This is a genomic window from Streptomyces sp. enrichment culture (assembly GCF_964272855.1).
Lineage (GTDB): Bacteria > Actinomycetota > Actinomycetes > Streptomycetales > Streptomycetaceae > Streptomyces.
On sequence record NZ_OZ186847.1, the window covers coordinates 7,481,246 to 7,505,838 of the forward strand.

General features: G+C 72.3%; 28 protein-coding genes. 13 read left to right on the plus strand and 15 right to left on the minus strand.

The genetic code is table 11. The annotated features are described in order from the left end of the window. Positions 1–85: 85 nt before the first annotated feature. A complete protein-coding gene (locus ACSU6L_RS33310; protein ID WP_437062884.1) occupies positions 86–1,588 on the plus strand; it encodes an LVIVD repeat-containing protein in 1,503 nt (500 codons plus the stop codon). Here the strand turns inward: ACSU6L_RS33310 and ACSU6L_RS33315 are convergent. Then, positions 1,576–2,250, minus strand: a complete 675-nt coding sequence (locus ACSU6L_RS33315; protein WP_437062886.1) for a TetR/AcrR family transcriptional regulator — start codon at positions 2,248–2,250, stop codon at positions 1,576–1,578. The two genes, ACSU6L_RS33310 and ACSU6L_RS33315, sit on opposite strands and share 13 nt — an antisense overlap. A 199-nt stretch (positions 2,251–2,449) precedes the next feature. On the opposite strand from ACSU6L_RS33315, the gene ACSU6L_RS33320 reads away from it, so the two are divergent. Further along, positions 2,450–3,256, plus strand: coding sequence for a hypothetical protein (locus tag ACSU6L_RS33320; protein WP_437062888.1), 807 nt, complete (start codon positions 2,450–2,452; stop codon positions 3,254–3,256). A 64-nt stretch (positions 3,257–3,320) separates the two neighbouring features. Here the strand turns inward: ACSU6L_RS33320 and ACSU6L_RS33325 are convergent, their stop codons facing one another. From ACSU6L_RS33325 to ACSU6L_RS33350, 6 genes are all read right to left on the minus strand, one after another. Next, entirely contained in the window at positions 3,321–3,788 is a 468-nt protein-coding gene (locus tag ACSU6L_RS33325) for an excalibur calcium-binding domain-containing protein (RefSeq protein WP_437062890.1), read from the minus strand. A gap of 370 nt (positions 3,789–4,158) precedes the next feature. Further along, positions 4,159–4,848 carry an HAD family hydrolase gene (locus ACSU6L_RS33330; RefSeq protein WP_437062892.1) on the minus strand — a complete coding sequence of 230 codons (690 nt, stop codon included), beginning with the start codon at positions 4,846–4,848 and terminating at the stop codon, positions 4,159–4,161. 9 nt (positions 4,849–4,857) lie between these two features. Further along, positions 4,858–5,373, minus strand: coding sequence for a hypothetical protein (locus ACSU6L_RS33335; protein WP_437062894.1), 516 nt, complete (start codon positions 5,371–5,373; stop codon positions 4,858–4,860). Continuing rightward, positions 5,370–6,041 carry a phosphatase PAP2 family protein gene (locus ACSU6L_RS33340; RefSeq protein ID WP_437062896.1) on the minus strand — a complete coding sequence of 224 codons (672 nt, stop codon included), beginning with the start codon at positions 6,039–6,041 and terminating at the stop codon, positions 5,370–5,372. Before ACSU6L_RS33340 ends, ACSU6L_RS33335 begins: the two co-directional genes overlap by 4 nt. A 66-nt stretch (positions 6,042–6,107) precedes the next feature. Next, positions 6,108–7,043: a M56 family metallopeptidase gene (locus ACSU6L_RS33345; protein ID WP_437062898.1), complete on the minus strand. Its 936-nt coding sequence runs from the start codon at positions 7,041–7,043 to the stop codon at positions 6,108–6,110. A 91-nt stretch (positions 7,044–7,134) separates the two neighbouring features. Further along, positions 7,135–7,686: a DUF5134 domain-containing protein gene (locus tag ACSU6L_RS33350; protein WP_437062900.1), complete on the minus strand. Its 552-nt coding sequence runs from the start codon at positions 7,684–7,686 to the stop codon at positions 7,135–7,137. 224 nt (positions 7,687–7,910) lie between these two features. Between ACSU6L_RS33350 and ACSU6L_RS33355 the strand changes: the two genes are divergently transcribed. Next, entirely contained in the window at positions 7,911–9,572 is a 1,662-nt protein-coding gene (locus tag ACSU6L_RS33355; protein WP_437062902.1) for an FUSC family protein, read from the plus strand. Then, positions 9,569–10,123 (plus strand): MarR family winged helix-turn-helix transcriptional regulator, encoded by a 555-nt coding sequence (locus ACSU6L_RS33360; RefSeq protein ID WP_437062904.1) that lies wholly within the window; start codon positions 9,569–9,571, stop codon positions 10,121–10,123. Before ACSU6L_RS33355 ends, ACSU6L_RS33360 begins: the two co-directional genes overlap by 4 nt. 12 nt (positions 10,124–10,135) lie before the next feature. On the opposite strand, the gene ACSU6L_RS33365 is transcribed toward ACSU6L_RS33360, so the two are convergent. The 4 genes from ACSU6L_RS33365 to ACSU6L_RS33380 all read right to left on the minus strand — a co-directional run bounded on the left by ACSU6L_RS33365 (position 10,136) and on the right by ACSU6L_RS33380 (position 13,415). Continuing rightward, entirely contained in the window at positions 10,136–11,188 is a 1,053-nt protein-coding gene (locus ACSU6L_RS33365; RefSeq protein WP_437062906.1) for an aldo/keto reductase, read from the minus strand. 76 nt (positions 11,189–11,264) lie between these two features. Continuing rightward, a complete protein-coding gene (locus tag ACSU6L_RS33370; RefSeq protein ID WP_437062908.1) occupies positions 11,265–12,029 on the minus strand; it encodes a VOC family protein in 765 nt (254 codons plus the stop codon). A gap of 78 nt (positions 12,030–12,107) precedes the next feature. Next, the gene (locus tag ACSU6L_RS33375) at positions 12,108–12,920 is read right to left on the minus strand and encodes a hypothetical protein (RefSeq protein WP_437062910.1); all 813 of its coding nucleotides are present in this window, start codon (positions 12,918–12,920) and stop codon (positions 12,108–12,110) included. Between the two features lie 102 nt (positions 12,921–13,022). After that, complete coding sequence (locus ACSU6L_RS33380; protein WP_437062912.1) at positions 13,023–13,415, minus strand: VOC family protein; 393 nt, start codon at positions 13,413–13,415, stop codon at positions 13,023–13,025. 70 nt (positions 13,416–13,485) lie between these two features. Between ACSU6L_RS33380 and ACSU6L_RS33385 the strand changes: the two genes are divergently transcribed. Then, the gene (locus ACSU6L_RS33385; protein ID WP_437062914.1) at positions 13,486–14,025 is read left to right on the plus strand and encodes a GNAT family N-acetyltransferase; all 540 of its coding nucleotides are present in this window, start codon (positions 13,486–13,488) and stop codon (positions 14,023–14,025) included. A gap of 3 nt (positions 14,026–14,028) precedes the next feature. On the opposite strand, the gene ACSU6L_RS33390 is transcribed toward ACSU6L_RS33385, so the two are convergent. Continuing rightward, positions 14,029–14,712, minus strand: a complete 684-nt coding sequence (locus ACSU6L_RS33390; RefSeq protein WP_437062916.1) for a glycerophosphodiester phosphodiesterase — start codon at positions 14,710–14,712, stop codon at positions 14,029–14,031. Positions 14,713–14,942: 230 nt separating this feature from the next. Here ACSU6L_RS33390 and ACSU6L_RS33395 point away from each other — a divergent pair, with 230 nt between their 5' ends. The 3 genes from ACSU6L_RS33395 to ACSU6L_RS33405 are packed head-to-tail and all read left to right on the plus strand — an operon-like array spanning position 14,943 to position 18,192. Further along, positions 14,943–16,340 (plus strand): DUF6421 family protein, encoded by a 1,398-nt coding sequence (locus ACSU6L_RS33395; protein WP_437062918.1) that lies wholly within the window; start codon positions 14,943–14,945, stop codon positions 16,338–16,340. Positions 16,341–16,375: 35 nt separating this feature from the next. Beyond that, the gene (locus ACSU6L_RS33400) at positions 16,376–17,125 is read left to right on the plus strand and encodes an SDR family oxidoreductase (RefSeq protein WP_073945338.1); all 750 of its coding nucleotides are present in this window, start codon (positions 16,376–16,378) and stop codon (positions 17,123–17,125) included. Then, positions 17,122–18,192 carry a threonine aldolase family protein gene (locus tag ACSU6L_RS33405; RefSeq protein ID WP_437062921.1) on the plus strand — a complete coding sequence of 357 codons (1,071 nt, stop codon included), beginning with the start codon at positions 17,122–17,124 and terminating at the stop codon, positions 18,190–18,192. Before ACSU6L_RS33400 ends, ACSU6L_RS33405 begins: the two co-directional genes overlap by 4 nt. Positions 18,193–18,255: 63 nt before the next feature. Here the strand turns inward: ACSU6L_RS33405 and ACSU6L_RS33410 are convergent, their stop codons facing one another. Then, a complete protein-coding gene (locus ACSU6L_RS33410) occupies positions 18,256–19,656 on the minus strand; it encodes a hypothetical protein (protein WP_437062923.1) in 1,401 nt (466 codons plus the stop codon). Positions 19,657–19,845: 189 nt separating this feature from the next. Here ACSU6L_RS33410 and ACSU6L_RS33415 point away from each other — a divergent pair, with 189 nt between their 5' ends. The 3 genes from ACSU6L_RS33415 (at position 19,846) to ACSU6L_RS33425 (ending at position 21,538) form a co-directional block, all read left to right on the plus strand. Beyond that, the gene (locus ACSU6L_RS33415) at positions 19,846–20,418 is read left to right on the plus strand and encodes a transglutaminase domain-containing protein (protein WP_437062925.1); all 573 of its coding nucleotides are present in this window, start codon (positions 19,846–19,848) and stop codon (positions 20,416–20,418) included. Positions 20,419–20,901: 483 nt separating this feature from the next. Continuing rightward, on the plus strand, positions 20,902–21,357 hold the full coding sequence (locus tag ACSU6L_RS33420) for a hypothetical protein (protein ID WP_437062927.1): 456 nt from the start codon (positions 20,902–20,904) through the stop codon (positions 21,355–21,357). Next, complete coding sequence (locus ACSU6L_RS33425; RefSeq protein WP_437062929.1) at positions 21,350–21,538, plus strand: hypothetical protein; 189 nt, start codon at positions 21,350–21,352, stop codon at positions 21,536–21,538. The genes ACSU6L_RS33420 and ACSU6L_RS33425 overlap by 8 nt, the downstream gene beginning before the upstream one ends. Positions 21,539–21,552: 14 nt before the next feature. Here ACSU6L_RS33425 and ACSU6L_RS33430 read toward each other — a convergent pair whose 3' ends face one another. Together ACSU6L_RS33430 and ACSU6L_RS33435 are read right to left on the minus strand one after the other, a co-directional pair. Beyond that, positions 21,553–22,134 carry a hypothetical protein gene (locus ACSU6L_RS33430; RefSeq protein WP_437062931.1) on the minus strand — a complete coding sequence of 194 codons (582 nt, stop codon included), beginning with the start codon at positions 22,132–22,134 and terminating at the stop codon, positions 21,553–21,555. 152 nt (positions 22,135–22,286) lie between these two features. Beyond that, complete coding sequence (locus ACSU6L_RS33435; RefSeq protein WP_073945470.1) at positions 22,287–23,015, minus strand: lysophospholipid acyltransferase family protein; 729 nt, start codon at positions 23,013–23,015, stop codon at positions 22,287–22,289. A gap of 271 nt (positions 23,016–23,286) precedes the next feature. Between ACSU6L_RS33435 and ACSU6L_RS33440 the strand changes: the two genes are divergently transcribed. After that, positions 23,287–23,673: a thioredoxin family protein gene (locus ACSU6L_RS33440; protein WP_437065139.1), complete on the plus strand. Its 387-nt coding sequence runs from the start codon at positions 23,287–23,289 to the stop codon at positions 23,671–23,673. A 217-nt stretch (positions 23,674–23,890) separates the two neighbouring features. Next, positions 23,891–24,400 carry a flavin reductase family protein gene (locus ACSU6L_RS33445; RefSeq protein WP_437062933.1) on the plus strand — a complete coding sequence of 170 codons (510 nt, stop codon included), beginning with the start codon at positions 23,891–23,893 and terminating at the stop codon, positions 24,398–24,400. Positions 24,401–24,593: the final 193 nt, after the last annotated feature.

Below are 24,593 nucleotides of genomic sequence, written 5' to 3' on the forward strand. Positions count from 1 at the left end.
GCCCCCTGTTGATATGTGCATGGTGAAGACGATACTTCGGGGGTCCGTGAACCGTTCCCTTGCGAACGGAACAAGGGAGGATGCAGTGACCCTGTTGAGCAATCCCCGAACACGGCGCAGACGCCTGGGAATCGCCACGGCTGCCGCCGGGCTCCTGGCCGCGCTGATCACCGCACAGCCCGCGGTCGCCACCCCCGACCCGGGGGACGCGCCGACCACGGAGAAGCGGGTGTCGGAGAGCACCCGCGACGAAGTGAGGGAGGCGGTGCAGAACGGGGAGATACCCGGCCAGGACGAGATAGTCCACTCCGCCAACATCGAGCACCTGACGAACATCCCCAAGGACGTCCTGCCCGGCACCAACTCCGACCTGGCCTTCCAGGGCAGGTACGCGTTCGCCGGCAACTACGACGGCTTCCGCATCTTCGACATCAGCGACCCGAAGGAACCGAAGACGGTCTCCCAGGTGCTGTGTCCCGGATCGCAGAACGACATCTCCGTCTCCGGCGACCTGCTGTTCCTGTCGACCGACTCCTCGCGCAGCGACAGCAGTTGCAACAGCACCACCCAGCCGGCGAGCGAGAAGTCCTCGTGGGAGGGCATGAAGGTCTTCGACATCAGCGACAAGCGCAACCCGAAGTACGTCGCCGCCGTCGAGACCGCCTGCGGCTCGCACACCCACACGCTGGTGCCCGAGCGCCGCAACGTCTACATCTACGTCTCCTCCTACTCGCCGAACGCCGCCTACCCCGACTGCCAGCCGCCGCACGACGGCATCTCGGTCATCAAGGTGCCGCGCAAGGCCCCGGAGAAGGCCGCGGTCGTGGGCTTCCCTGTGCTGTTCCCCGGTGAGGGCCCCGACGGCGGCGGCAACCCGGGCGGACCCACCAACCCGGGCGTCACCAAGACCACCGGCTGCCACGACATCACCGTGCTGCCCTCCAAGGACCTCGCGGCGGGCGCCTGCATGGGCGACGGCATCCTCCTCTCCATCGAGGACCCGGAGAACCCGAAGGTCATCGACCGGGTGCAGGACAACGTCAACTTCGCGTTCTGGCACTCGGCGACCTTCAACCAGAAGGCGGACAAGGTCGTCTTCACCGACGAGCTGGGCGGCGGCGGCGCGGCCACCTGCAACGCGGCCGTGGGCCCGAACCGCGGCGCGGACGGCATCTACGACGTGGTCGGCAAGGGCGACCACCGCAAGCTGGTCTTCCGCAGCTACTACAAGATCCCCCGTCACCAGGCGGACACCGAGAACTGCGTCGCCCACAACGGCTCGCTGATCCCGGTCAAGGGCAAGGACCTCATGGTCCAGGCCTGGTACCAGGGCGGCGTCTCGGTCTGGGACTTCACCGACTCGTCCGCCCCGAAGGAGATCGCCTACTTCGAGCGTGGCCCGATCAGCACCGAGCGCCTGGCCTCCGGCGGCTCCTGGTCGGCTTACTACTACAACGGCCACATCTACTCGAACGACATGGCGAAGGGCTTCGACGTCCTGAAGATCGACGACCGGCGCACGGATCCCGCCAAGCGGGTCTGGCTGGACGAGCTCAACGTCCAGACGCAGCCGGACTACTTCGACTGATCGACCGCCGGGGTTCCCGTCGCGAAGAACCGTGACAGATCCCGGTCGCATCCCCCGCCGGGCGCCTCGGCGTCCGGCGGGGTACCCAGCTCCCAGTCGAGGCCGTAGAGCCGGAACAACTCGGCGCGCAGCGGGGAGATGGGCATCCCCACGTTCGGCAGCACCATCGCGAAGACCGCGCCCATGAGCTGGGCGCGCAGCATCGGGTAGTCGGCGTCGGCGTCCCGAGAGCCGTACCGGACCACCGTGTCCCGCAATAGCTCCGCGAGCCGCTGCTGTTCCGGGCACCGCACGAAGCCCTCCGCCTGCAGCAGGCCCGCCATGTGCTGACGCATCAGCACCGTGCGGTCGCGGGCCAGGCCCAGGATCGCGTCGACGGCCCGCGCCATCCGCTCCCGTCCGTCCTCCGTACGCGGTTCGCGTTCGAGGGCCTCCTCCAGCGTGCGGTGCATCAACCGGTGCACGGCCGACTGGACAAGCTGGCGTTTGCCGGGGAAGTAGTACGACACCAGCCCGCGCGCCGAACCGGCACGGTCGGCGATGTCGCCCAAAGTCGTGGCCTCGTACCCGCGTTCGTTCACCAGCTCGACCGCCGCCTGCAGCAGCCGTTCGCGCGAACGGCGCCGCAACTCTTCATTGACCGCGGCGCTTCGAGGGGACATCCTGTAACTCCTGCGTTGACTGGCTGCCAGCCAACTATACTCAGCGCGTCCGGACCGACCCGTGCCCCGGGCCCGGCCCGGAGCGCCGACTGCCTCGGGCGACGCGGGGGATCGTCCGAGGCGGTCGGTGTGGCTGCGGCGGGACGTCCGAAGGACCGATGCGGGAGCAACCGGCGCCCGGGTGCTGTAGGTTCCCGCCATGGCCACGAGCAAAGTGATCGAGGACCCGGAGTCGCGCTTCTCCGCAGTGCTGGTGGGCGCGGCCAAGCTTCCGGGCGTGCGCATCAATCGGGAGGCGTACCTCCGGAAGGCGCTGGCTCGCTATTGCTCGGAGGACGACATCCGCAGGGCGATCGAAGAGACCCCCGCGGCTGCCGGCATCCCTCTCGAGGTCCTGGACAAGGCGGCCGGCGACTCCATCGGTTACGAAGCCACCAAGGCCAGCGCTCTCTCCGCGGCCGCCGGGATACCCGGGCTGCTCTTCATCCCCACCACGGTGCCCGCAGATGTGGCCCAGTACTTCGGCCACATGCTGCGGATCGCGCAGAAACTCGCCTACCTCTACAGCTGGCCCGACCTGTTCGAGGACGGCGACGACCTCGACGACGCGACCAAGGGAGTGCTCACGCTCTTCGTCGGCGTGATGTTCGGAACCCAGTCGGCGAACGCGGCTGTGGGGAAGGTCGCGGGGATGATGTCGAAGCAGGTCGCCAAGAAGCTGCCGCAGAAGGCACTCACCCAGGGCGTCGTCTACCCGATGGTGAAGAAGGTCGCGGGCTACCTCGGCGTTCAGATGACGAAGCAGACCTTCGCGAAGACCGTCTCGAAGGCCATCCCCGTCGTCGGGGCCGTCGTGTCCGGCGGGCTCACTCTCGCGACCTACCTTCCGATGGCCAAGAGGCTGAAGAAGCACCTCTCCGGCCTGGAGCTGACGAAGCCGACGCCCCGAGTCGTGGAAGGGGAGGTCGTCGAAGCCGACGAGCCCCTCGCAGAGGTCGTCGACTGACCGTCACACGATCGCTGTGCGACCGGTGGGCCCGCCCCGTTCCCTGACGAGGCGGGCCTTCTTGTCAGCCCCAGTCGCAGCCGATGCCGTCGTTGTCGCGGTCGAGGTGGCTGGCGTAGCCGGGGTCGCCGCGGTGGACGGGGGCAGCGCCGGCGGCTCGGGCGGCGGCGCAGTTCTCGTAGTAGACGCTGCCGCCGCCGCTGCTGTCGTCACTGCCGCCGCCGACGCCGCTGTCGTAGGCGGGCTCCGCGGTCACGGTCTCAGTGACCTTGACCTTCACGGTCTTCGTGACGGTCGGAGCGGGTTCGGGCTTCGCGGTGGCCGTCGCGGTGGCCGTGGCAGTGGCGGTGACGGTCACGGTGGGCTGAGGCTTGGCCGCCACCGGCTTGGCGTCTTCCTCCGATTCGCTGTCGCCGGCGCCTGCGCCGACGCCGAGGAAGAAGGCGAGGCCGAGCGCGGGCAGGACGTAACGCTTCCGCGCCCACTTCGACGCGGGCCGTCCTGCTGACGGCGGTGTGTACGGGTTGGTCATGTCGCCCCCCTTGTTGAGCGTTGAAGCAAATAAGGTAGCTGCTACGTGAAGGAAATGTGTAATTCCGGAGGAGGGGTCACCGTTTCGTGAGGGCGGTGGCGGAGGGTCCGGGTGCCGACGCGTCCGCTGCCGAGTCGTGGTCAGCCGGGTGACGGTCCGTCATGTCCCATCCCGTCGCGGCTGGCGGACGACCGCGAGGCGGTGCCGGCTGATCGCCGTCCCGCGCCGCCCCGGCGTTGTCAGTGGGTCGTCGTACAGTTCCGGTATCACTCCGACGAACAAGTCGGGTTGCGGCAGTTGCTGAGGTCTGCCCCGGCGTGATGCACCGGGGCAGACTGCAATCACCGGTGTCCGACGCGGCCGGTGGTCCTCAGCCCGCCAGGTCGAGCACGGGGCGCAGGCCGTCGGGCCGCCGGTCGGCCGGCAGGTGGTCCACGAAGTGCACGGCGCAGCAGAGCGCGGCCGCGCCCCCGTCGGCGTGGCGGTCGTCGCCCACCATCAGCACCGTGCGCGGGTCCACGTCGAGCGCCGTGCAGGCCACCCGGAACAGCCGCGGGTCCGGCTTGCGAACGCCGTGCTCGTACGACAGGGCGTAGGTGTCGACGAACCGGTCCAGCCCGTGGGCGCGGAAGACCGGGCGCAGGTCCCAGCCGATGTTGCTGACCACCCCGATGGCGATCCCGCGCTCGCGCAACCCGCCCAGCACCTCGGCGGCGTCCGGGTAGGGAGACCAGGCGGCCGGGGTCATGTGGCGGTCGTACAGGGCGTCGTGCAGGGCCGGGTCGGGCAGCGGGACCTGGCGGGACAGACCGGTGTAGGCGGCCCGGTGGTCGGCGGAACTCCGGTCGCGGACCTCCCACGACGCGGCGAGCCCGGCGGGCAGCCGCCGCGGATGCGCCCCGCCGGGCAGCGCCCCGGCCGCCTCCAGTGCCCGTGCCGTCCTCGTCAACTCGCTCTCGCTCCAGACGAGTCCCCGCTCGTCCAGCACGGCTCGCAGCCACGCCGCGGTGGACTCGACGCGGAAGAGGGTTCCGGAGAAGTCGAACAGCACGGCAGCCATGCGGTGATCCTACGGAGCGACGTTCCAGAGCGGGGGCAGGTCGCCGTCGCAGAACACGCAGACGAACTGGTTCTCGCGCACCACGTTCAGCTCCCGGCACTCCGGGCAGCGCCGGAACACCAGCTCGTGCGTGAAGCGCCCTGGACGGCCGACGCCGGCCAGGTCCAGGGCGGCGGCGACGGCGGGCCACGAGTCGGGGTCGGGGCAGTAGCCGGTCGACTGGTTGCTCACCTCGGTCACCGTCCAGCGCCCCGCCGCCCGCCGGAACGCCATCTCGCCCGCCGCGAGGACGTCCTCGCCACCGGCGCACGCCACGTGCTCGCTGCGGCGCGGCGCGAGCCGCAGCAGCCCGTCGGGCGTGACGACGAAGGTGAAGGGCTCCGCGAACTCGGCGCCGCCCCGCTCGGCGGCCCAGGCGTCCAGGTCGGCACCGGCGTGGACGGCGTGCCCCGCCGTGCCGGGGCGGACGGTCCGCAGGAGGTGCGGCGGGCCGACGTACCCGTACCGCCGCCCCGGGGCGCTCACGGCCGCAGCCGCTGATGGGCGGCGACCGCGAGGGCCACCACGGTCGCGCCGAGCAGCCAGCCGCCGAGGACGTCCGACGGCCAGTGGACGCCGAGCCACACCCGCGTGAGGCCGACGCCCGCGACGGAGACGACCGCCACGGTCACCGCCGTACGCCACAGGACGCGACCCACGCCGTGGCGGTGCATCAGCCACAGGAGCAGGCCGAGGACCACGGTGGCGGTCATGGCGTGGCCGGAGGGCCACGCGGCGTAGTGGGCGGAGTCGACGGGGTCGGGCCAGACGGGCCGGGCCCGGTCCACCACGGCCTTCAGGGTCTGCTGCAACCCGGTGGCCAGCGCGACCGTCATCACCAGCCACACCGCGGTCCACCGCGCTCTGACCCGCCACACCAGCCACACCACGACGACCGAGCACAGGATCCGCATGGTGACCGGATCCCATACCCAGTCCGTCAGGATCCGGCTGGCCCGGGTGAGGCCGGACTCGTCGACCGCCCAGCGATGGGTGGTGCGGGCGACGTCGCCGTCGAAGGAGAGCAACGGCCCCCACTCCGCGGCGACGAGGACGAGCAGCAGCATCGAGCACAGCGCCAGACCGGTACCGGTGCGCACGGCGCGGTCGTGCCGGGGCGGACGGGGCGGGGAGTCGACGGAGGGGGAGTGCATGCTCCGATCCTCGCCGACGGGTGGGGCGGAAGGTCAAGTACCGGTCAAGTCGGGTTCACCCGGCGGCTACCCCAGCGCCCGCAGCGCGGGCACCGACGCCACCAGCACCGGCACCACCGGCACCAGTGCCGCCGCCGCGGTCAGCCGCAGCCTGCGGGCCGCGGTGAGCCGGTCCGGGGGAGTGAGCAGACGGTGCACCCGCTGCGGGACGTACGCGTGCGGCGTCGCACCGGGCCCGAACACACCCCGGTCCTCGTTGAGTTCCACGAGCGCCAGCGCCGTCGTCAGCCGGCCGAAGCGCCGGGACGCCATGTCGTCGGCGGCCAGTTCCACCAGCCGGTGCATCTCGTCCCGGAACGCGGCGAACACCGGCACCTGCGGGAAACCGCCCGCCAGCGCCTCCGAGCAGTGCAGCAGCCAGTCGTGCCGGGCCCGCGCGTGGCCCTGCTCATGGGCGAGTACGGCGTCCAACTGCCGCCCCTTGAGGCGGCGCAGCGCGGCGGTTGTGACGACCAGCCGGGGCGTCGTGCCCGGCAGCCACCAGGCGTCCACCCGCTCGCCCTCCAGTACGACGAACCGCCCCTGCCCGGGTTCCTCGCCCGGCAGCAGCGGCGCGCGCAGCAGGAGTTCGCCGCTGCGCAGCCGACGCCGGCGCCGGGCTCGTACGATCTCGCGGACCAGCATCGTGGCGGTCCACACCCCGCCCAGGGCGAGCGCCACCGCGGTGGTCGCCGCCCAGGGGCCGGCCGCGCCGAGGGCGTAGGCCTCCACGACCGCGCGCGGCGCCGAGGCGAACACATGGCCGCGCACCGCCTGCCAGGCGGCCGCCGCGCTGAGCGTCATCGACAGCGCGCAGCACATCAGGACCGCCGCCACCACGCACTGCCACACCCAGAGGGCGACCACCGGTTCACGGTCCGGCCAGTCGGCCCGGGCGAGCAGCCGGGGGGCCGCCACGGCGGTCAGCGCGCCGAGCAGCAGCAGTGCCGCGGGGACCATCATGGGGGCAACCCTATGAGCGAGGGCTACTCGGCGGTACGGCGTGCTGCCGTGAAGTGACGCAGGCCACGGAACCCGCCCTGCGGCCCACGCGTCACATCGTGAGCAGCATCGCCACCATCGCGATCCCCATCGACAGCCGGCACGCCCGTGCCAGCTCCGGGCGGTCCCCCCAGCCCGCGCCCGCCAGGCCCGGGCCCGCCGCCGCGGGGGCGGGGATCAGCCGGGCGCCGGTCAGCAGCACGTATCCGGCGAAGTAGAGCAGCAGGGCGCCCGTCACCAGCGGCACCCCGCCGGAGCCGTCGGCGTGGCCGCCCGCCGGGGCGGCGGACATCACCACCGCCATGTAGACCATGGCGAGGGCGCCGACCAGGTGGTGCAGATGGTGCGGGCCGGTCCGCGCCGTCCACAGGGCGCGCAGCGCCGCCGCGCCGAAGACCACCGCGTATCCGGGCCAGGTCCACGACGGCGGGCTGAACACCGCCGCCGGGACGGCCATCGCGGCCATGCCGAAACCCATCAGCGCCTCGCCGCCCGCGGCTCTGCGCTGCTCCTCCACGTTGCTGCGCATCCGCAGCAGGCAGTAGAGGCCGGTCGCCGCGCACAGCGCGACCAGCGGCCATCCGGACGGAGCCGGTCCGTGCACACGCGCCTCCCCCGTTCGCCGGTCGGTCAAGGGATGCCCGGGCGGCACGGTGCGCACGCGAGCGCAAGGGTGTACGCGGGGGGCATGCGGGGGAGCGCGGACGAGTTGTCGCAGGTCGCCGCAGTTAGCGGCAGGTCGGCGCGGGGAGCGCGGGCCGCTGCGCGATGGGCGGCGCATCCGGGAAGCATCATTTACGAGTAAAACACCTGCTAATATATTTCCCCATGAGCAGTGCGCACCCGGCCCCGACGACCCCCCGCCCCCGACGACTCCCCCTCACCGGTGCCCTGCGCCTCGGCCGTCCGTCCGACATCTGGTTCAAACCCGCGCTGAGCGTCGTCGCCTCGATCGCACCGCCCAACCTCACCCTGCTGGCGCTCGGCCGCCTCGACCTGGCCATGTACACGATGGCCGGATCGCTGTGCGCGCTCTACGCCCACAACCGCCCGTACGCCGCGCGCGCCCGCGTCCTCGCCTGGGTGGTCCTCGGCATGCTCGGCGGCCTCGCGGTCGCGCTGGTCGCGGCCTCGCTCACCAGCCACGCGGTCGTGCTCGTCACCGTAGGCGCGCTCCTCGCCGCCGCGCAGAAGGCACTCTGCGACGCCACCCGCCTCGGGCCGCCCGGCAACGTGGTCCTCACCTTCGTCAGCTCCGCCGCCCTGTTCGCCCCGCAGAGCCTCGGCCAGGTCCCCGGCCATCTCGCGCTGGGCCTCGCCGCCGGCGCCTGGGCCTGGCTCGTGTGCATGGCACCCGGCCTGCCCCGCCCGCACGGCCCGGAGCGCCGCGCCACCGCGCAGGCCCTGAACGCCGCCGCCGCGTACGCCGAGACCCGCGGCACCGGCCCCGGCCACACCCGGGCCCGTGCGGCCGCCACCGCCGCCGTACTCGCCGCCCGCCAGGCACTGCTCGCCGGCGGCGCCCGTTCGGCGGCCGCCCGCCCCGCCCTCGCGCACCTCCTGCTGCGCGCCGAGGTCGCCCTCGCCGCCCCCGCCGACGCGGAGCCGCGGCGGCTGCGCGGCTGGGCCCGTGCGCTGCGCGGCACCGGTCCCGTCCCGCACGACGGCGAGCCGGCCGCCCCCGAGCCGGACGCGACCGCGACCGCCGGAGAACGGCTGTGGCACCGGCTGGTGCCGCTCGCCCCCATCGCCGCCCGAACCGCCCTCGGCTGCGCGCTCGCGGGATACGCCTCGCTCGCCCTCGGCGTCGGCCGCCCCTACTGGGCCCTGGTCACCGCGGCCGCCCTCTACCAGGCGAACCTCGCCCTCACCTGGAGCCGGAGCGTCCAGCGCGTCGTCGGGAACCTCGCCGGTGTCCTCGTCTTCGCCGCCGTCGCCCCGCTCGCCCACCTCGGCCAGGCCGCCCTCGTGCTGTGCTGCCTCGCCTTCAGCTTCGGCGCCGAGGCGCTGATCAGCCGCAACTACTGGCTCGGCAGCGTCTGCGTCACCCCGATGGCCCTGCTGATCACCGAGTTCACCGGCTACCAGAACCCCGGCGACCTCGTCACCGAGCGGATCGTCGACACCGTCGTCGGCGCGCTGGTCGGCCTCGTCGCCGCCGTCGCGGTCACCAACCGCCGCGCGGGCACCCGCCTCGGGCACGCCCTCGCCGCCGCCGAACGCGCCCGCGAGCGCGCCGCCCGCCTGCTCGCCGACCCGCACCCCGCCCCCGGCGCCCTGGAGGCCGCCCGCCGCTCCCTCGCCGCCGCCCTGGTCGAGCTGCGCACCACGGCCGACGCCGCCTTCGGCGAATGGTGGCAGCGCACCCCGTCCGAGGACCGGGTCGAGGGCGCGGAACAGGCCGGACACCGTACGCTCGCCGAGACGGTACGCCGCCAGGGCCTGCTCCCGGACGGCACGCACGACACCACGGAGGACGTACGGCCATGAGCGCGACGAACGGGCGGCCGGGCGCGGCGGACGGCGGCACGGCGACGCGGACCGACACCGTCGCCGCCGTCGTACGGCAGTGGCGGGCCGTCCACCCGGACCTCGACACCGGGCCCATGGAGATCATCGGCCGGATCAACCGCTGCGCCGCCCTCCTCCAGCAGGCCGAGGACGCCCCGCTGCGCCGCGCCGGGCTCAGCCGCCCCGAGTTCGACCTGCTCGGCGCGCTGCGCCGTACCGGCCACGAGCTGACCCCCGGCGAAGTGGCCCGGGAGACCTTCTCCTCGGGCGCCGCCGTCACCAAGCGACTCAAGCAGCTCACCGAGCGCGGGCTGGTCGAGCGGCGCGGCGACGCCCGCGACCGCCGCGTGGCCCACGTCCGCCTCACCGACGCCGGACGGGAGCTGGTCGACGGCATCCTGCCCGAGCAGCTGGCCTACGAGACCGCCGTGCTGTCCGTCCTGGGCGCCGGCGAGCAGGGCGAACTCGCCGCACTGCTCGGCGATCTGCTCGCCCGGCTCGAGGGCCGCCTGGGCGGCTTGCGGGCCTGAGCGCGGGCCGGCTCAGAGGACGTCGTGGGCGGTGCGCCGGTACGTGGAGCGGCGGTCGTCGATCTCCGGCCAGCGGTCGCCGTAGATGTTGCGGGTGACACCGGGGTCCCGGACGAAGTCGTGCGGGAAGCCCAGCGGTACAGCGCTCACCTCGTCGAGCCGGGCCACGGCGTCCGCGTCGAGCCGGACGTCGAGCGCGCCCAGGTTGTCGGCGAGCTGGCTCTCCCTGGTCGCAGCGACGATGGGCACCACGTTGCCGGGCCGGCCCAGCAGCCAGGCCAGCGCCACCTGCGCCGGGCTCCAGCCGCCCTGCTCGGCGATCTCCACGACGGCGGTGACCACGGCCTCCTCGCGGGCGTCGGCCGCGCCGCCCGACGCGCCGAGCCGGCCCGCCCCGCCCCGCAGGTACTTGCCGGTGAGCTTCCCGGCCGCCAGCGGCGCCCAGGCCAGCACCACCTGGTCGTACGCCTGCGCCTGCGGCAGCAGCTCCCGCTCCGGGGTGCGCTCCAGCAGGTTGTACCGCAGCTGCGAGCCCGCGAACGCCGTCCAGCCGCGCAGGTCGGCCATGGTCGAGGCCTGCGCGATCTCCCAGGCCGGCCAGTCCGAGACACCGAGGTACAGCACCTTCCCGGTCCGTACGAGATCGTCCAGGGCCCGCATCACCTCCTCCACGGGGGTGAAGTTGTCCCGGGCGTGCACCCACAGCACGTCCAGCCGGTCGGTGCGCAGCCGCTTCAGGCTCGCCTCCACCGACTGCACCAGGTTCTTGCGGTGGTTCCCGGCCGCGTTGGGATCACCCTCCCGGATCACGCAGGTGTACTTGCTGGCCAGCACGAACTCGTCGCGCCGCCCCTCCAGCACCTGGCCGAGGATCGCCTCCGAGGCGCCCCCGGTGTAGATGTTGGCGGTGTCGATGAAGTTGCCGCCGGCGTCCGCGTAGGCGTCGACGAGCCGCGCGCTGGTGTCCTGGTCGGAGCCGTAGTCGAGGCCGTCGCCCATCACCATCGTGCCGAGGCTCAGCTCGCTCACCCGCAGACCGGTCCGGCCGAACAGTGTGTACCGCACGTCGATTTCCCCTTCGAGCAGTTCGTGCGGTCGACGCTAGAAGCTGGAGCGCACTTCAACGCAAGCCCCACGCGCCTCACTTCTCGTCGGCCGCCCGGTACACGCCGAACACCGCCCCCTGCGGATCCCGCAGCACCGCGATCCGCGGCCCCTCCGGCACCGAGGTGGGCTCCATGAGCACGGTGCCGGCCGCCCCGGTCGCCGTCGCCGCGGCGGCGTCGACGTCCTCGACCGCGAAGTACGGCAGCCAGTGCGGCGGCACCTCGTGCGGGAACTTGTCGTCCATCGTGATCATGCCGCCGAAGTCGGCACCGCCGACCTGCCACTGCGTGTAGTGCTCCGAGACGCTGACGGTCCAGCCGAAGAGCGTGGCGTAGAAGTCCCTCGCGCGGGCGGGATCGCGGGTCAGCAGCTCCACCCAGCCGAGCGCGCCGGGCGCGTTGAACACCCCGGCGCCCGGAAAGGTCCGCGGCTGCCACAGCTGGAAGGCCGCGCCGCCCGGGTCGAGGGCGACCACGAAACGGCCCACGTCGAACACGTCCATCGGGCCGACCAGGACCTTGCCGCCGGTCTCCTGCACCAGCCGGGCGGTGGCGTCGGCGTCCGACACGGCGAACGACACGTTCCACGCCACCGGCTGCGACTCCTGGTACAGCGGGGCCAGCGCCGCGACCGGCGCGTCCCCGAGGTGCGCGATCGTGTAGCCGCCCGCCTCCTGACGCGGGTCCGTCTCGGGCCGCCAGCCGAACAGGGTGCCGTAGAACCGCTTCGCGGACTCCAGGTCGCTGGTGCCCAGCTCGGTCCAGCAGGGGCCGCCGGTGACCGGCGCGTCGAGCTTCATGGCGTTCCTTCCGCAGCACGTCAGGACGTCCCCCGGTCAGCACGCTAGCCCCGACCCCGCCCGGCGGCCAACGGAACCTCAGCCGTTCAGCACGCCCGTGGCGCTGCTGACGGCGACGGTGTCCGAGGCCTGCGGAACCGTCACCTTCACCGACTTCCCGAAGTCCGACAGGCCCATGGTCACCGTCACGCGGGTACCGGACATGTTCAAGGCCATGCGCACCTGCACGAGTCGTCCCCGGCCGTCGACCCACGCGTCCGCGAAGACCGGGAGGTCGCTGCCCAGCATGTCGCGGGCCTGGTCCGTCCTCGCGCGGACGTCGCCGGCCATCCGCAGGGTGAGGGTGTCGTGGTCGATCGTGCCGTGGTAGTGGGTGGTCCGCACACCCCGCACGGTCTCCTCGCCCTCCTCGGTCGTCTGCCGCATCGCCGATATCTGCCGCAAGACGTGCTCGGGGTCGTTGAGCGGTGCCCGCAGCGCGTAGTGGGCCTCCGCCTCGTTGCCCGGCATGACGCCCCAGGCGCCCTCGTCGATCCCCGCGACGCCGCTGATGTAGATCCTTCCCTTGGCGAAGATCTCGTCGCTGCGGCTGATGGCGCCGCCCGGGAGTCCGACGGTGAGCCGGCCCCGGTCCGCGGCGAAGTCGAAGTCGCCGGTGACGGTGAGCCCGTACTCCTCGCCCTCCGCCGCCAGCTCGATCTCCTCGTCGATCCGGGCGCTCTCCTCGCCGACGGCCTCGACGGCCGCACGTACGGCGGAGCCGGGGTCGGGGGAAGCCGACGCGCCCGCGCGCCGGTCCCCGTCCCCGGCGTCGGCCGGGGAGCCGTCGTTCGTGGAACAACCGGCGCACAGCAGCGCGACGGCGGCGGTCAGCAGCAGAGGACGACGCATGGGGTTCTCCGGGGGTCTCGGTCCGGCCGGGACGAGACTCCGCGGACGGAGGACTGCGGCACCGCCTCGCGCAGGGATCCTGCAAGTCGCCGCGGACGGGCCTCAGATGCCCGGCCGGTACCGCAGGGGATGGTCCGCCGGGACCTCCACCAGCACGATCGGTGTCCCGTCCGGATCGGCGATCCACATCTCGACCAGCCCCCACGGCTCCCGCACCGGCGGTCGCACGATCCCCACGTCCCGGGCGCGCAGCTCGTCGTGGGCCGCGTGCACGTCGGCGACCTGGAGCCAGAGCCGTACGGCGGGGGAGGGCGGGGTGCCGGAGCGGCCGGACAGCTCCAGGAAGCCGCCGCCGAGGAAGTAGACGGTGCCCCGCTCCGGCCCGGTGCCGAACTCCCGGTAGACGGCGAGGCCGAGCCGCTCGCCGTAGAAGGTCCGGGACCGTTCGGGGTCCGTGGGGCGCAGCAGGATCCGGCTGCCGAGTACATGCACCATGCACGGGAGCGTAGTGGGCGGGATACCCTCATCGGTGCCCGTGCCGCGCCGAGAATCGGAGACGCCGCCCATGGAGACCGCGACCACCGGACTGACCTTCCGCGATGCCACACGCGCCGACGTGGAAACGTTGGTGGCGTTGGTCGAGTCGGCGTACCGCGGGGACGCCAGCCGGGTCGGGTGGACCAGCGAGGCGGACATCCTGGAAGGGCAGCGGACCGACCCGGAGGGCGTGCTGGAGGTCGTCGAGTCGCCCGACAGCAGGCTGCTGACGGTGGAGCGGGACGGCACCGTCGTCGCCTGCTGCCAGCTCGAACACCGCGGTGAGCACGCCTACTTCGGCATGTTCGCGGTCAGCCCCGTGCTGCAGGGCGAGGGTCTCGGCAAGGTCGTCATCGCGGAGGCGGAGCGGCAGGCGCGCGAGAGCTGGGGCGTGCGGGAGATGCACATGACCGTGATCTCCGTGCGCGAGGACCTGATCGCCTGGTACGAGCGGCGCGGCTACCGCCGTACGGGCCGGATGTCCCCGTTCCCGTACGGCGACGAGCGCTTCGGCATCCCGCAGCGCCCCGACCTGCAGTTCGAGCTGCTGGTCAAGCGGCTGGTGTGAGCCTCACGCGGTGAAGCGGCCGGTGCGTTTGATGTCCGGGTGGTCGGTGGTGGCGCCGTCCAGCTCCAGCGCCCGGACCAGCCGCAGGTGCTTCTGCGAGTTCACCACCCAGCCGATGATCCGCAGGTCTGCCTCGCGGGCGCGCTCGACGACCTCCAGGGTGAGCCGGCGGATGTTGAGGCAGACCGTCGAGGCGCCGGCCCGGACGGCGCGCTCCACGATGTCGGTGCCGTAGCGGCTGGCGATCAGTGCCGTGCGGACGCCGGGCAGCAGCCGGGCCGTCTCGGCGACGGCCTCGTCGTGGAACGAGGACACCTCGATCCGCCCCGCCAGTTCCCGCCGCCGGATCACCTCCGCCAGCGCCCGCGCCGCCGCCACGTCCTTGATCTCGGCCTGGATCGGCAGGTCGACGGCGTCCAGGACCTCCTCGAAGACCGGGATCCGCTCGCCCTTGCCCGCGTCCAGCGTGCGCAGCTCGTCGAGGGTCTTCTCGGCGATGGCGCCGCTGCCGTCGGTCGTCCGGTCCACCTCGGCGTCGTGCATGACGACCAGCGCGCCGTCCTTGCTGAGATGCAGATCGAGTTCGATGAGGTCGAGGCCGGCCTGCTCGGCGGCGACGAAGGAACGCAGGGTGTTCTCGGGCTCGACACCCATGACTCCGCGATGACCGATGGTGAGGAAGTTCAAGATTCGCTCGCTTCCGTCGACGGACAGACCCGCCAGCCTAGTCCGCTCGCCCCACGATGGAACGGGGTGTGCGCCGCTCTGCACGGAGGAGCCGCATCCGGCGTAACGGACAGGAAAAAGTGCGGTGACAATGCGGGTGCGCAGGATAATTTCCCGAGCCTCCTCTTGCTGGGAGAAACCCCATATGCATACGGTGTCCATACGCAAGGTTCTCCAGTGGAGGATGGGACATGACGGAAATTCTTGTGCAGGTGGGTTCGGAGGGACAGGTTCCTCCCGTGGCCAGGGTGGTGGAGCACCCGGCATGGCCCGTGCTCAAGGATGCCGTGGAGCGGATCCGGCCATGGCAGTCCAAGGACGGATCGATCGACTTCGAGGCCGAGGGCGCCCCGGAGCGCGCGGCGGCCGAGGCCGCCGTACGCGAGGTCACGGAGGCCGTCGAGGCCCTGTCCCCGCTGCTGCCGCACGACGCCGCCTACCACGCGGCCCTGGTGAAGGACCTGCGCCGCTGGGCCGACGCGGGCTTCCAGGTGCCGGACTTCCTGGACTCGCTGCTGGCCTTCCAGCCCGCCGCGAGCCGCGCGGACGGCCTGCAGCACCTGGTCGTCTTCCCGATGTACACGCAGAACGGCAACCCCGACCGCAACCTCGAAGCGGTCGTACTGCGCATGGTCTGGCCGGACTGGCTCGCCGAACTGGAGCGCACCCGCTACGACAACCCGCTGTTCTGCGGCATAAAGTTCGAGGACTTCACGGCGGGCTACGACACCAACTCCGCCGTCCTCTTCCCGGAGACCATCGCCGTGCGCGAGGCCCCCGAGCGGTTCACCTGGGGCGGCATCTTCTGCGACCGCGAGGCCGCCCGCTTCCGCCGCGTCACCGACGCCGCCGTCGACATCCTGGGCCTCGACCTGCCCGAGGACATCGCCGCGATGGTCCACGACCAGAAGCGCTGCGAAGAGGCCTTCGTGCTCTGGGACATGGTCCACGACCGCACCCACAGCCACGGCGACCTGCCGTTCGACCCGTTCATGATCAAGCAGCGGCAGCCGTTCTGGATGTACGGCCTTGAGGAGCTGCGCTGCGACCTCACCGCCTTCAAGGAGGCCGTGAAGCTGGAGGCGGACGGCGTCCCGCAGGCCCGTGACGTGCAGTACGCGGTCCTCTTCGACCGCATGTTCCGCTTCCCGGTCACCGGCGAGCGGGTCCGCAACTACGACGGCCTCGGCGGTCAGCTCCTCTTCGCCTACCTGCACAAGCACGACGTCGTCCGCTGGACCGACAACAAGCTGCACATCGACTGGCAGCGCGCCCCGCAGGTCACCAACCAGCTCTGCGCCGAGATCGAGAAGCTGTACCGCGACGGCATCGACCGCCCCAAGCTCGTCCACTGGTTCGCCGGCTACGAGCTGGTCTCCACCTACCTCGCCCCGCACCCCGGCTCCAAGTGGGCCAAGGGCCCCGACGCCCTGGACCTGACCCAGCCGCCGCGCAAGCTCGTCGATGACGTGCTTCCGGACGAGTTTCCGCTGAGCATGTTCTATGAGGCGCTGTCCAAGAAGCTGAAGAACGTGATTGCCTCGACCAAGGGCATCACGGCGGACCGCGCCGAGCGGGTCGCCGCGTGAGCGACCGCGACAACGCTGCTCAGGAGGCGAGGATCATGACGGGGAACGGTGCTCTCAGCGGTGCGGTGATCGCGGTGGCCGGCGCGGGCGGGCCCGCGGGACGGGCGGCGCTGCTGCGGCTGGCCGAGGCCGGCGCCACGGTCGTCGGCGCCGACAACGACCCGGAGCGGCTCGCGGAGGCCGTGGACGCGGCGCGCTACGCCTCCGGCGGCGCCGCCGTCACCGGCGAGACGGTCGACCTGCTCAACCTGGACGCCACCCGCGACTGGGCCAACCGCACCGAGAAGGAGTTCGGCCGCGTCGACGGCCTGGTCCACCTCGTCGGCGGCTGGCGCGGCAGCGAGACCTTCACCAAGACCAGCCTCGACGACTGGGACTTCCTGGAGCTGCTGCTCATCCGCACCGTGCAGCACACCTCCCTCGCCTTCCACGAGGCGCTGCAGCGCAGCGAGCGCGGCCGGTACGTCCTGATCAGCGCGGCCGGCGCCACCAAGCCGACCGCGGGCAACGCGGCCTACGCCGCCGGCAAGGCCGCCGCCGAGGCGTGGACGCTGGCCATGGCCGACTACTTCCGCAAGGCCGGGGGCGAGCAGGGGCCGACCTCGGCGGCTGCGATCCTGGTGGTGAAGGCGTTGGTGCACGACGCGATGCGCGCCGAGCGGCCCAACGCGAAGTTCGCGGGCTTCACGGACGTCAAGGACCTCGCCGAGGCCATCGTCGACGTCTGGGCCAAGCCCGCCGCGGAAGTGAACGGAAACCGTCTGTGGCTGACCGAGAAGCCGTGAACCCTCCGAAGACCGACGCGCGCCGCCATCACGACCCCTCGGTCCGCGGTTTCGCCAGTGACAACTACGCCGGTGCCCACCCGGAGGTGCTCGCCGCCCTGGCGCTCGCCAACGGCGGGCACCAGGTCGCGTACGGCGAGGACGTCTACACCGAGAACCTGCAGCGGATCATCCGCAGCCACTTCGGGGCGACGGCCGAGGCGTTCCCGGTCTTCAACGGCACCGGCGCCAACGTCGTCGCGCTCCAGGCGGTGACCGACCGCTGGGGCGCGGTGATCTGCGCCGAGAGCGCGCACATCAACGTCGACGAGGGCGGCGCCCCCGAGCGCATGGGCGGCCTGAAGCTGCTCACCGTGCCCACCCCCGACGGCAAGCTCACGCCGGAGCTGATCGACCGGCAGGCCTGGGGCTGGGAGGACGAGCACCGGGCGATGCCGCAGGTCGTCTCGATCACCCAGAGCACGGAGCTGGGCACCCTCTACACGCCCGACGAGATCCGCGCCATCTGCGAGCACGCCCACGCGCACGGCATGAAGGTGCACCTGGACGGCTCCCGGATAGCCAACGCGGCCGCCTCGCTGGACGTGCCGATGCGCACGTTCACCAACGCGGTCGGCGTCGACATCCTCTCGCTGGGCGGGACGAAGAACGGCGCGCTGTTCGGCGAGGCGGTCGTCGTCCTCAACCAGGACGCGGTCCGCCGGATGAAGCATCTGCGCAAGCTGTCCATGCAGCTCGCCTCCAAGATGCGCTTCGTCTCGGTGCAGCTGGAGGCGCTGCTCGCCAAGGACCTCTGGCTGCGCAACGCCCGCCACGCCAACGAGATGGCCCAGCGGCTCGCCGAGGGCGTCCGCGCGGTGCACGGGGTGGAGATCCTCTACCCGGTGCAGGCCAACGGCGTCTTCGCCAGGCTCCCGCACGACGTGAGCGAGCGCCTGCAGAAGCGCTTCCGCTTCTACTTCTGGGACGAGGCGGCCGGGGTCGTGCGCTGGATGTGCGCGTTCGACACCACGGAGGACGACGTGGACGCGTTCGTCGCCGCCCTCAAGGAGGAGATGGCCCGCTGAGGGCCTGAGTGAGCGAGGTGCGCGGGAGCGGCCGTCCCGGCGAGGGCGGCCGCTCCCGCGTCTTCATCCGTTGACCACGATCGACGTCCTGTTGTTGCGCAGGTCCGGGTCGAACTCCCGCAGCTCCAGTTCCGGGTTGTCGTTGACCGTCGCGACCGTGGCGCGGGCCCCGGGCACCACCCGGTCGACGCGCAGCCGGACCTCGATGGCGTGGGACGCCTTGTCGTGGAGGTGGATCGGCGTTCCGCAGTAGTAGGTCTCGGGGGCCGTGCCCTCCTCGGGCGGCGGCTGGACCCAGCAGTCCTCCGGCAGGCCGACGACCGACGTGCCCTCGGGCGCCCGGAACCGCACGGTGGCCGCCGGGGCGCCCACGCCCAGCGACGCCACCCAGGCGGGGCCGCGGTTGGAGACGGTCACCCGCGCGGTCACGACGTCGTCGACCGCCCCGGCCACCCTGCTGCCGGTGAGCTTGATGTCGGCGGTGTTCCTGGCGTCGAGCATGACGGTCCGGTAGTTGTCCGTCGGATCGGGATCGGGCTCCGAGGCCGCCGCCCGCGTCCCGGTCAGCGGGCGCAGATCAAGCTCGGGCCCGGTGCCGGGCGTCCACGTCTCGTTGCCGCGCGCTTCCTCCAGGGCCTCGTCCGAGTAGGGCTGGACCGAGTGGTCGAAACGCTCGTACAGCGCCTGCCGCCGCACCCCGAGCCCCGTCACCAGCGCGTACCGCTGCCCCGGTGCCACCGCCTCGTCCAGCACGCACAGGGCGGACGTGCCGGTGGGGTGCTCCCGGTACTCGCAGTTGGAGTGGCGCTCCGCGAACCGCAGCCCGTACGAGGCGTTCAGCGACAGCAGGGTCCGGTCCACGGCACGGTTGCCGCTGTTGGAGAGCGTCGCCCGTACCTCGGTGCTGGTCCCCGGCCTGAGCCCGCTCTGGCGTTCGGCCTGGCTGAGCCCGAGGTCCGGGCCGTTGCCCACGGAGACCAGCGTCTCCGCCGGGTACGCCTCCAGCTCCCCGGCGGCGGCCGTGTAGCGCACGTATCCCGACGCGCCGACGCCGGCGTCCGGCAGTGCGCGGATGCCCAGCGTCGCGGCCGGCACGCTCTCCGTCCCGGCCGGCATCTCCGGGACGTCGCAGACCGCCCTCACCGCCGACTCGGGCACGCAGCCGACGGGCCACGAGACCTGCGCGAAGGCGGCGATCCCGGCCACGTCGACGGTCAGCCGCCCGGCCGGAACGCCGTTGTCGACGTTGTCGTGGGTGACCCGCACCGCGACCGTACGCTCACGCGCGCTGCCGTCCGCGTCCGGCCCGGGCAGCACCGTCTCGGACGGCGCGCTGATCCACAGCTGGTCGGACTCGGCGTACGCGGGCCCCGCCCCGACCGCCGCCAGGGCAGAGCCGGCGAGCGCCACTCCGAGGAGCAGCCGCCCGGCGCGTCGCGCCGGTCCGGTCCGTCGGTCCTGCATGTCTTCATCCCCCTTTGATGGTGGTCCGCCGGTGGCCGAGACACGCGAGGCCCGGGAAGGGTTGTGGTGGCGGCCGGGGTTGCGGCGGTCTTCGGCCGTTCTCGGACTGGCAAGAGTCTGACGCATACATATGCAGGTTACGGAAACTATATTGACTCCTGATCATTTACCCGCCTAAGCTCCACGGGCATGCAGCTGATCCAGGAAACCGCCGATCTATCCGCCTATTTGTCCGCTGACGAGGTCATCGACCACGGGCATTCGCTGGTGCGGAAGACGGCCGCCCACCTCGCCCGCGATGTGTCCAACTCGTATGAATATGCGCGAGCGGCCTTCGAATTCGTCCGCGACGCCATCCCGCACTCCCAGGACTCGGGCGACATGCGCGTCACCTGGCGAGCCTCCGACGTGCTGGAGCAGAAGACCGGCATCTGCTACGCCAAAGCCCACGCGCTCGCGGCCCTGCTGCGCGCGGAGGACATCCCGACCGCGCTGTGCTACCAGAAGTTCGACGTGGTGCACGGCCTGGTCGCCGTCCGCTTCCAGGGGGCCTGGCACCGCCAGGACGCCCGGGGCAACGTGGGCGGGGTGGACGCGCGGTTCTCCCTGGACGGCGAACAGCTGGCCTTCGTGACCGACCCGGAATCCGGCGAGACGGACTACCCGGTCCTGTACGCCGCACCCCATCCGGCCGTCGTGGCCGTCCTGAAGGCCGCCACGGACCGGGAGCACCTGATGCGGACGCTCCCCACCGCCCTCTGACCCCGCCCCGCCCGAACGCGCACCCCGCCGCGCCGCCGATCCGTCACGGTCGCTGATCTCCCCGCCATGCGCGATGGGGGAGCGACGCCGGAAGACACCGCCACCGATGAGGCAGCAGAGCGATCCGGGGTGCGGTTCGCCCGGCTGAGGAAGCACTGGCTGCTCGCCTCGGCCGCGGCGCTCACCCTCCTTGCCGCCGGCACGGCCGTCCCCGCGGTCCTCGCCGACTCCGGCGAGGACCGGCCCTGCCGGCGGATCCCCGTATCGACCCGCGCCCTCGCCGAGGACCCGGCCGCCGCCACCCGCGCCCCCGCCCGGCGCGCCGCACACCGTGGCCCAGGCGCGCTCCGTGTTCGCCGTGGTCGCGGCCCTCTCCTGGGCGGACGTACCCGACGGCATGGCCCCCTCGGTCGCCCGCGTGCTGGCCGACTACGTGGAGGACGAGGCCCGTTACCTGTCCCCTCCAGCTCTGCCGCCCTCCCGGTGGCATCCCCGGAGCCGGCCGAACCGGACGAGGAGGGCCACGGCCGGTACGGCCGCTTCCTCGCTCCCGGCGAGGCACACGTCGACTTCGAGTACCACGACCCCGTCGCGGACGCCGCACCCGAGCCGGATCACCTCGTCAGCGAACTGGCCGGGAACCCGGAGGCGTTCGCGATCCTGTACGACGCCGAGCGCGCGTACTTCGCCCGCTACCTGGAACGCCTCACCCGGGAGGGCGGCGATCCGGCCGCCCGGTCGTCGGCCACCGTCTGGCCCGACAACGACCTCGAGGACATCGCCCAGCGCGTCGGCGCCCTCATGCGGCACCGGGCCGAGCACACCAAGGAGGGCGGCATCCCCGATCTCGCCGCCTTCGACGAGGCCGTACGCCGGCAAAACCCGCGGCGCCTACGAGGCCGCTCCCCGGCAGCTCACCACCCGCCCGCCCATGGGTGACATCGCCGACCGGCCGGTCTCCGGGCCGCCGCGAGGCGACCTGACGGACGGCCGGCACCAGCTGCTGACCGTGCTGGACGCCTGGGCCGAGGACCGGGGCGTGCCCGAGGGCCGTGCCGAGGTCATGCGGCAGATCGTCGACGACGCCTATCTGCGGGGTGTCTGGCTGAGAGTGCTGTGACCGCGCCCGGTGGCTCAGCCCCACACCTGGAGGCCGGAGCAGTCCCGCCGCTCCACCTGGTCCCGGGCGAAGGCCTCCAGCAGGTCCGGCAGGCCGCCGCGGTCGATGCCGGGGACCTCGTCGGGGCCACCCGGCGCGAAGTTGGCGGCCTCACCGGCGCAGCGGGCGGTCGCCGTCAGACCGCGGGGCTCGCCCTCCTCGCGGGTGAGCCGGTTGTTCCAGTCGCCGTACCAGGCGGCGAAGGTCAGGCGGTACTCGTCCTCGCCCACTTCGTCGTCGCCGTGGATCAGGTCGCAACGGCCCGTCGGCGCCGCGTCGTTCGTCCCGGAGCCGACCCGCCAGTTCTCCGGCCGCGGCAGCCCGGCCTTCGACGCCCAGCCGCAGCCCAGCGCGGCGGCCTCCCTCAGCGGCACGGTGTCCGAGGGCTCCGGCTCCTCGTTCGCCTCCGCCGGCGCGGTGTCGCCCTCCGGCGCGCTCAGCGGCTCGGCGCCGCACCCCAGCTGGTCAGAGGCGGCGCCGACCAGTGCGACAGCCGTCACGTACGCCGCCGGAGTGCCCCATGACGCGTCCGGGCCGAAGCCGGTGCGCACCAGCATCTTGCGCTGCCGCCCGGCGTCGTCCGTGCCCAGCTTTCGGGCAGGGCACCAGGAAGTACAGCCGGCCCCGTAGCGCAGTCGTGCCTCACGTCACCGGCCGGACCTTCGGCAGCGACGCGGCAGGCGCCCGGCGGGGTGGCGGTGAGGGGGTGTCAGTGCGCCTCGGCGGCCCGGAGCTGCTCCGGCGTCGGGGCCGTGCCGCCGAGGTGGGCGGGCAGCCACCAGGTGTCGTCGGCGTCCCTCGGGCGGACGGGGTAGGCGCGCTGAGCGGCCTCCAGCAGCTCCTGCACCCGCTCGCGCAGCTGCCGGGTGATGGCCCCGGCGTACTTGTCGCGGGACGCCTCGATGGCCTCGCCCACCCGGATGGTGATGGGGGTGTGGCTGCGCTTGAAGTTGCGCGGGTGCCCCTTGGTCCACAGTCGCTGGGTACCCCACACGGCCATGGGGATCAGCGGCACGCCGGCCTCCTGAGCCAGGCGCGCGGCGCCCGACTTGAAGCTCTTCAGCGTGAACGACTGCGAGATCGTGGCCTCCGGGAACACCCCGATCACCTCGCCGGACCGCAGCGAGTCGAGCGCGTGCGCGTAGGCCGCCTCGCCCTGCTCGCGGTCCACCGGGATGTGCTTCATCCCGCGCATCAGAGGCCCGGACACCTTGTGCCGGAAGACGGACTCCTTGGCCATGAAGCGCACGAGCCGCTTCTGCGGCAGCGCGGCCAGTCCGTTGAAGACGAAGTCCAGGTAGCTGATGTGATTGCTGACCAGCACGGCACCGCCCGACCGCGGGATGTTCTCGGACCCCTTGCAGTCGATCTTGAGGTCCCAGACCTTGAACAGCGTGCGGGCGAGACCGATGACGGGACGGTAGACGAGCTCTGCCATGGACGAAGTGAACCCTTCCTTGCTCTGCCTGGGAAGGGACTCCCAGCGGAAAGCTACGCAGCCGTAGGTTTACGGCCTGTCGCAGATCGTGCCCGAAGAACGGACGGGTAGCCAGTCCTGGTGCCCCTAGTCGGCGAGATCCTTGTCACGTCACCCCCATGATCACCTCGGGATTTTAAGCGTCCTTTACTCTGTGCGAACCGTGACGCGCCGCGCGAGCCGGTACATCTCGCAGCCGGGGCGGGCGGGAATCTTTGCGGCCCTGTGAACGCTGCACGACAGTGGTGAGTTGACGGAGAGCCGCGAACGGCGGCGGAGCGGGAGAGTACACGTGCACGGGCGCGACAGCGGAAGGCGGCTCGACGCGGCCGAGTTGGGCGTCGGCCTCGGCGAACGCGCCACGCTGGTCCAGTTCTCCAGCGCGTTCTGCGCCCCCTGCCGGGCCACCCGGCGCGTCCTCGGCGAGGTGGCCGGCCTGGTGCCGGGTGTCCGCCATGTGGAGATCGACGCCGAGGCCCACCTGGACCTGGTCCGCAGGCTGGACATCGTCAAGACGCCGACCGTGCTGGTCCTCGACGCCGACGGCCGGGTCGTACGGCGGGCCACCGGACAGCCCCGCAAGGCCGACGTCATCGCGGCCCTGGGAGAGGCCGTGTGAGCGGCCCCGTGCCGGGCGTTCGGGCGAGCGTGAGGCATCTCCCACAACGTGGGACGCACTTGACTGTGCAAGCCACCTATCGTCAGCCTGACCCTATGCCTTCGGAACTCCATCTCTACGGGCGGGTGCACGTCGACCTCGCCCGCACCGCGAGCGCACGCTGTCCGGGCCGTTGAGCACCCACGGACCCGCTCGCCCCCACTCGCAGAAGGCCACCATGACGGCAACCCCCGACCTAGCCGGCCCCCGGCTCGCCTCCCCCGACCTGCTCCGTGCCGTCTTCCGGCGCCACGCGGCGGGCGTCGCGGTGATCACCGCGCGAGGCGCGGCCGGTCCGGTCGGCTTCACCGCCACTTCCCTCACCTCCGTCTCCGCGGAGCCTCCGATGCTGTCCTTCGGCATCGGCACCGGCGCCTCCAGCTGGCCCGCCATCGCCGAGGCCGACCACGTGGGCGTCCACATACTCGGCGAGCACCAGCAGGAGCTGGCCGCCACCTTCGCCCGCAGCGGCGCCGACCGCTTCGGCGAGCCCACTGCCTGGCGGGAGGGCCCGGAGGGCGTCCCGGTCCTCGACGGCGTACTGGCCTGGCTGGTGTGCCGGGTGCGCGCGCGCGTGCCCGCCGGGGACCACCGCATAGTCCTCGCCGAGGTCGCCGTCGGCGACCCCACGGGCACCGGCCGCCCGCTTCTCTACCACCAGGGCCGGTTCACCGCTCTGCGTGATTGATCACGCACGGGTCCGCCTGCGAGGGCGTCGAGTTCCGGTTACGCTGCGTTGCGAAGGTCACAGTTCAAAGCGCTTGCTTAGCGGGCACGAACTGGGTGTACTGACGAGTAATATTTCGGTCGGAAGCGCAGGCCGCCCCGACCGGGATCGGCCGCTTGGGGCGCCTATGCTGCCTGCAAGGGGTAGCCGAAAA

What these genes read in the sequence shown, in the direction of transcription:
- ACSU6L_RS33445 (WP_437062933.1), top strand. Translation starts at nt 23,891, where the DNA reads ATGACGGCAACCCCCGACCTAGCCGGCCCCCGGCTCGCCTCCCCCGAC.
- ACSU6L_RS33425 (WP_437062929.1), top strand. Translation starts at nt 21,350, where the DNA reads ATGGGTGACATCGCCGACCGGCCGGTCTCCGGGCCGCCGCGAGGCGAC.
- ACSU6L_RS33415 (WP_437062925.1), top strand. Translation starts at nt 19,846, where the DNA reads ATGCAGCTGATCCAGGAAACCGCCGATCTATCCGCCTATTTGTCCGCT.
- ACSU6L_RS33430 (WP_437062931.1), bottom strand. Translation starts at nt 22,134, where the DNA reads ATGCTGGTGCGCACCGGCTTCGGCCCGGACGCGTCATGGGGCACTCCG.
- ACSU6L_RS33325 (WP_437062890.1), bottom strand. Translation starts at nt 3,788, where the DNA reads ATGACCAACCCGTACACACCGCCGTCAGCAGGACGGCCCGCGTCGAAG.
- ACSU6L_RS33400 (WP_073945338.1), top strand. Translation starts at nt 16,376, where the DNA reads ATGACGGGGAACGGTGCTCTCAGCGGTGCGGTGATCGCGGTGGCCGGC.
- ACSU6L_RS33435 (WP_073945470.1), bottom strand. Translation starts at nt 23,015, where the DNA reads ATGGCAGAGCTCGTCTACCGTCCCGTCATCGGTCTCGCCCGCACGCTG.
- ACSU6L_RS33355 (WP_437062902.1), top strand. Translation starts at nt 7,911, where the DNA reads ATGAGCAGTGCGCACCCGGCCCCGACGACCCCCCGCCCCCGACGACTC.
- ACSU6L_RS33380 (WP_437062912.1), bottom strand. Translation starts at nt 13,415, where the DNA reads ATGGTGCATGTACTCGGCAGCCGGATCCTGCTGCGCCCCACGGACCCC.
- ACSU6L_RS33375 (WP_437062910.1), bottom strand. Translation starts at nt 12,920, where the DNA reads ATGCGTCGTCCTCTGCTGCTGACCGCCGCCGTCGCGCTGCTGTGCGCC.
- ACSU6L_RS33340 (WP_437062896.1), bottom strand. Translation starts at nt 6,041, where the DNA reads ATGCACTCCCCCTCCGTCGACTCCCCGCCCCGTCCGCCCCGGCACGAC.
- ACSU6L_RS33370 (WP_437062908.1), bottom strand. Translation starts at nt 12,029, where the DNA reads ATGAAGCTCGACGCGCCGGTCACCGGCGGCCCCTGCTGGACCGAGCTG.
- ACSU6L_RS33315 (WP_437062886.1), bottom strand. Translation starts at nt 2,250, where the DNA reads ATGTCCCCTCGAAGCGCCGCGGTCAATGAAGAGTTGCGGCGCCGTTCG.
- ACSU6L_RS33360 (WP_437062904.1), top strand. Translation starts at nt 9,569, where the DNA reads ATGAGCGCGACGAACGGGCGGCCGGGCGCGGCGGACGGCGGCACGGCG.
- ACSU6L_RS33410 (WP_437062923.1), bottom strand. Translation starts at nt 19,656, where the DNA reads ATGCAGGACCGACGGACCGGACCGGCGCGACGCGCCGGGCGGCTGCTC.
- ACSU6L_RS33330 (WP_437062892.1), bottom strand. Translation starts at nt 4,848, where the DNA reads ATGGCTGCCGTGCTGTTCGACTTCTCCGGAACCCTCTTCCGCGTCGAG.
- ACSU6L_RS33385 (WP_437062914.1), top strand. Translation starts at nt 13,486, where the DNA reads ATGGAGACCGCGACCACCGGACTGACCTTCCGCGATGCCACACGCGCC.
- ACSU6L_RS33395 (WP_437062918.1), top strand. Translation starts at nt 14,943, where the DNA reads ATGACGGAAATTCTTGTGCAGGTGGGTTCGGAGGGACAGGTTCCTCCC.
- ACSU6L_RS33345 (WP_437062898.1), bottom strand. Translation starts at nt 7,043, where the DNA reads ATGATGGTCCCCGCGGCACTGCTGCTGCTCGGCGCGCTGACCGCCGTG.
- ACSU6L_RS33320 (WP_437062888.1), top strand. Translation starts at nt 2,450, where the DNA reads ATGGCCACGAGCAAAGTGATCGAGGACCCGGAGTCGCGCTTCTCCGCA.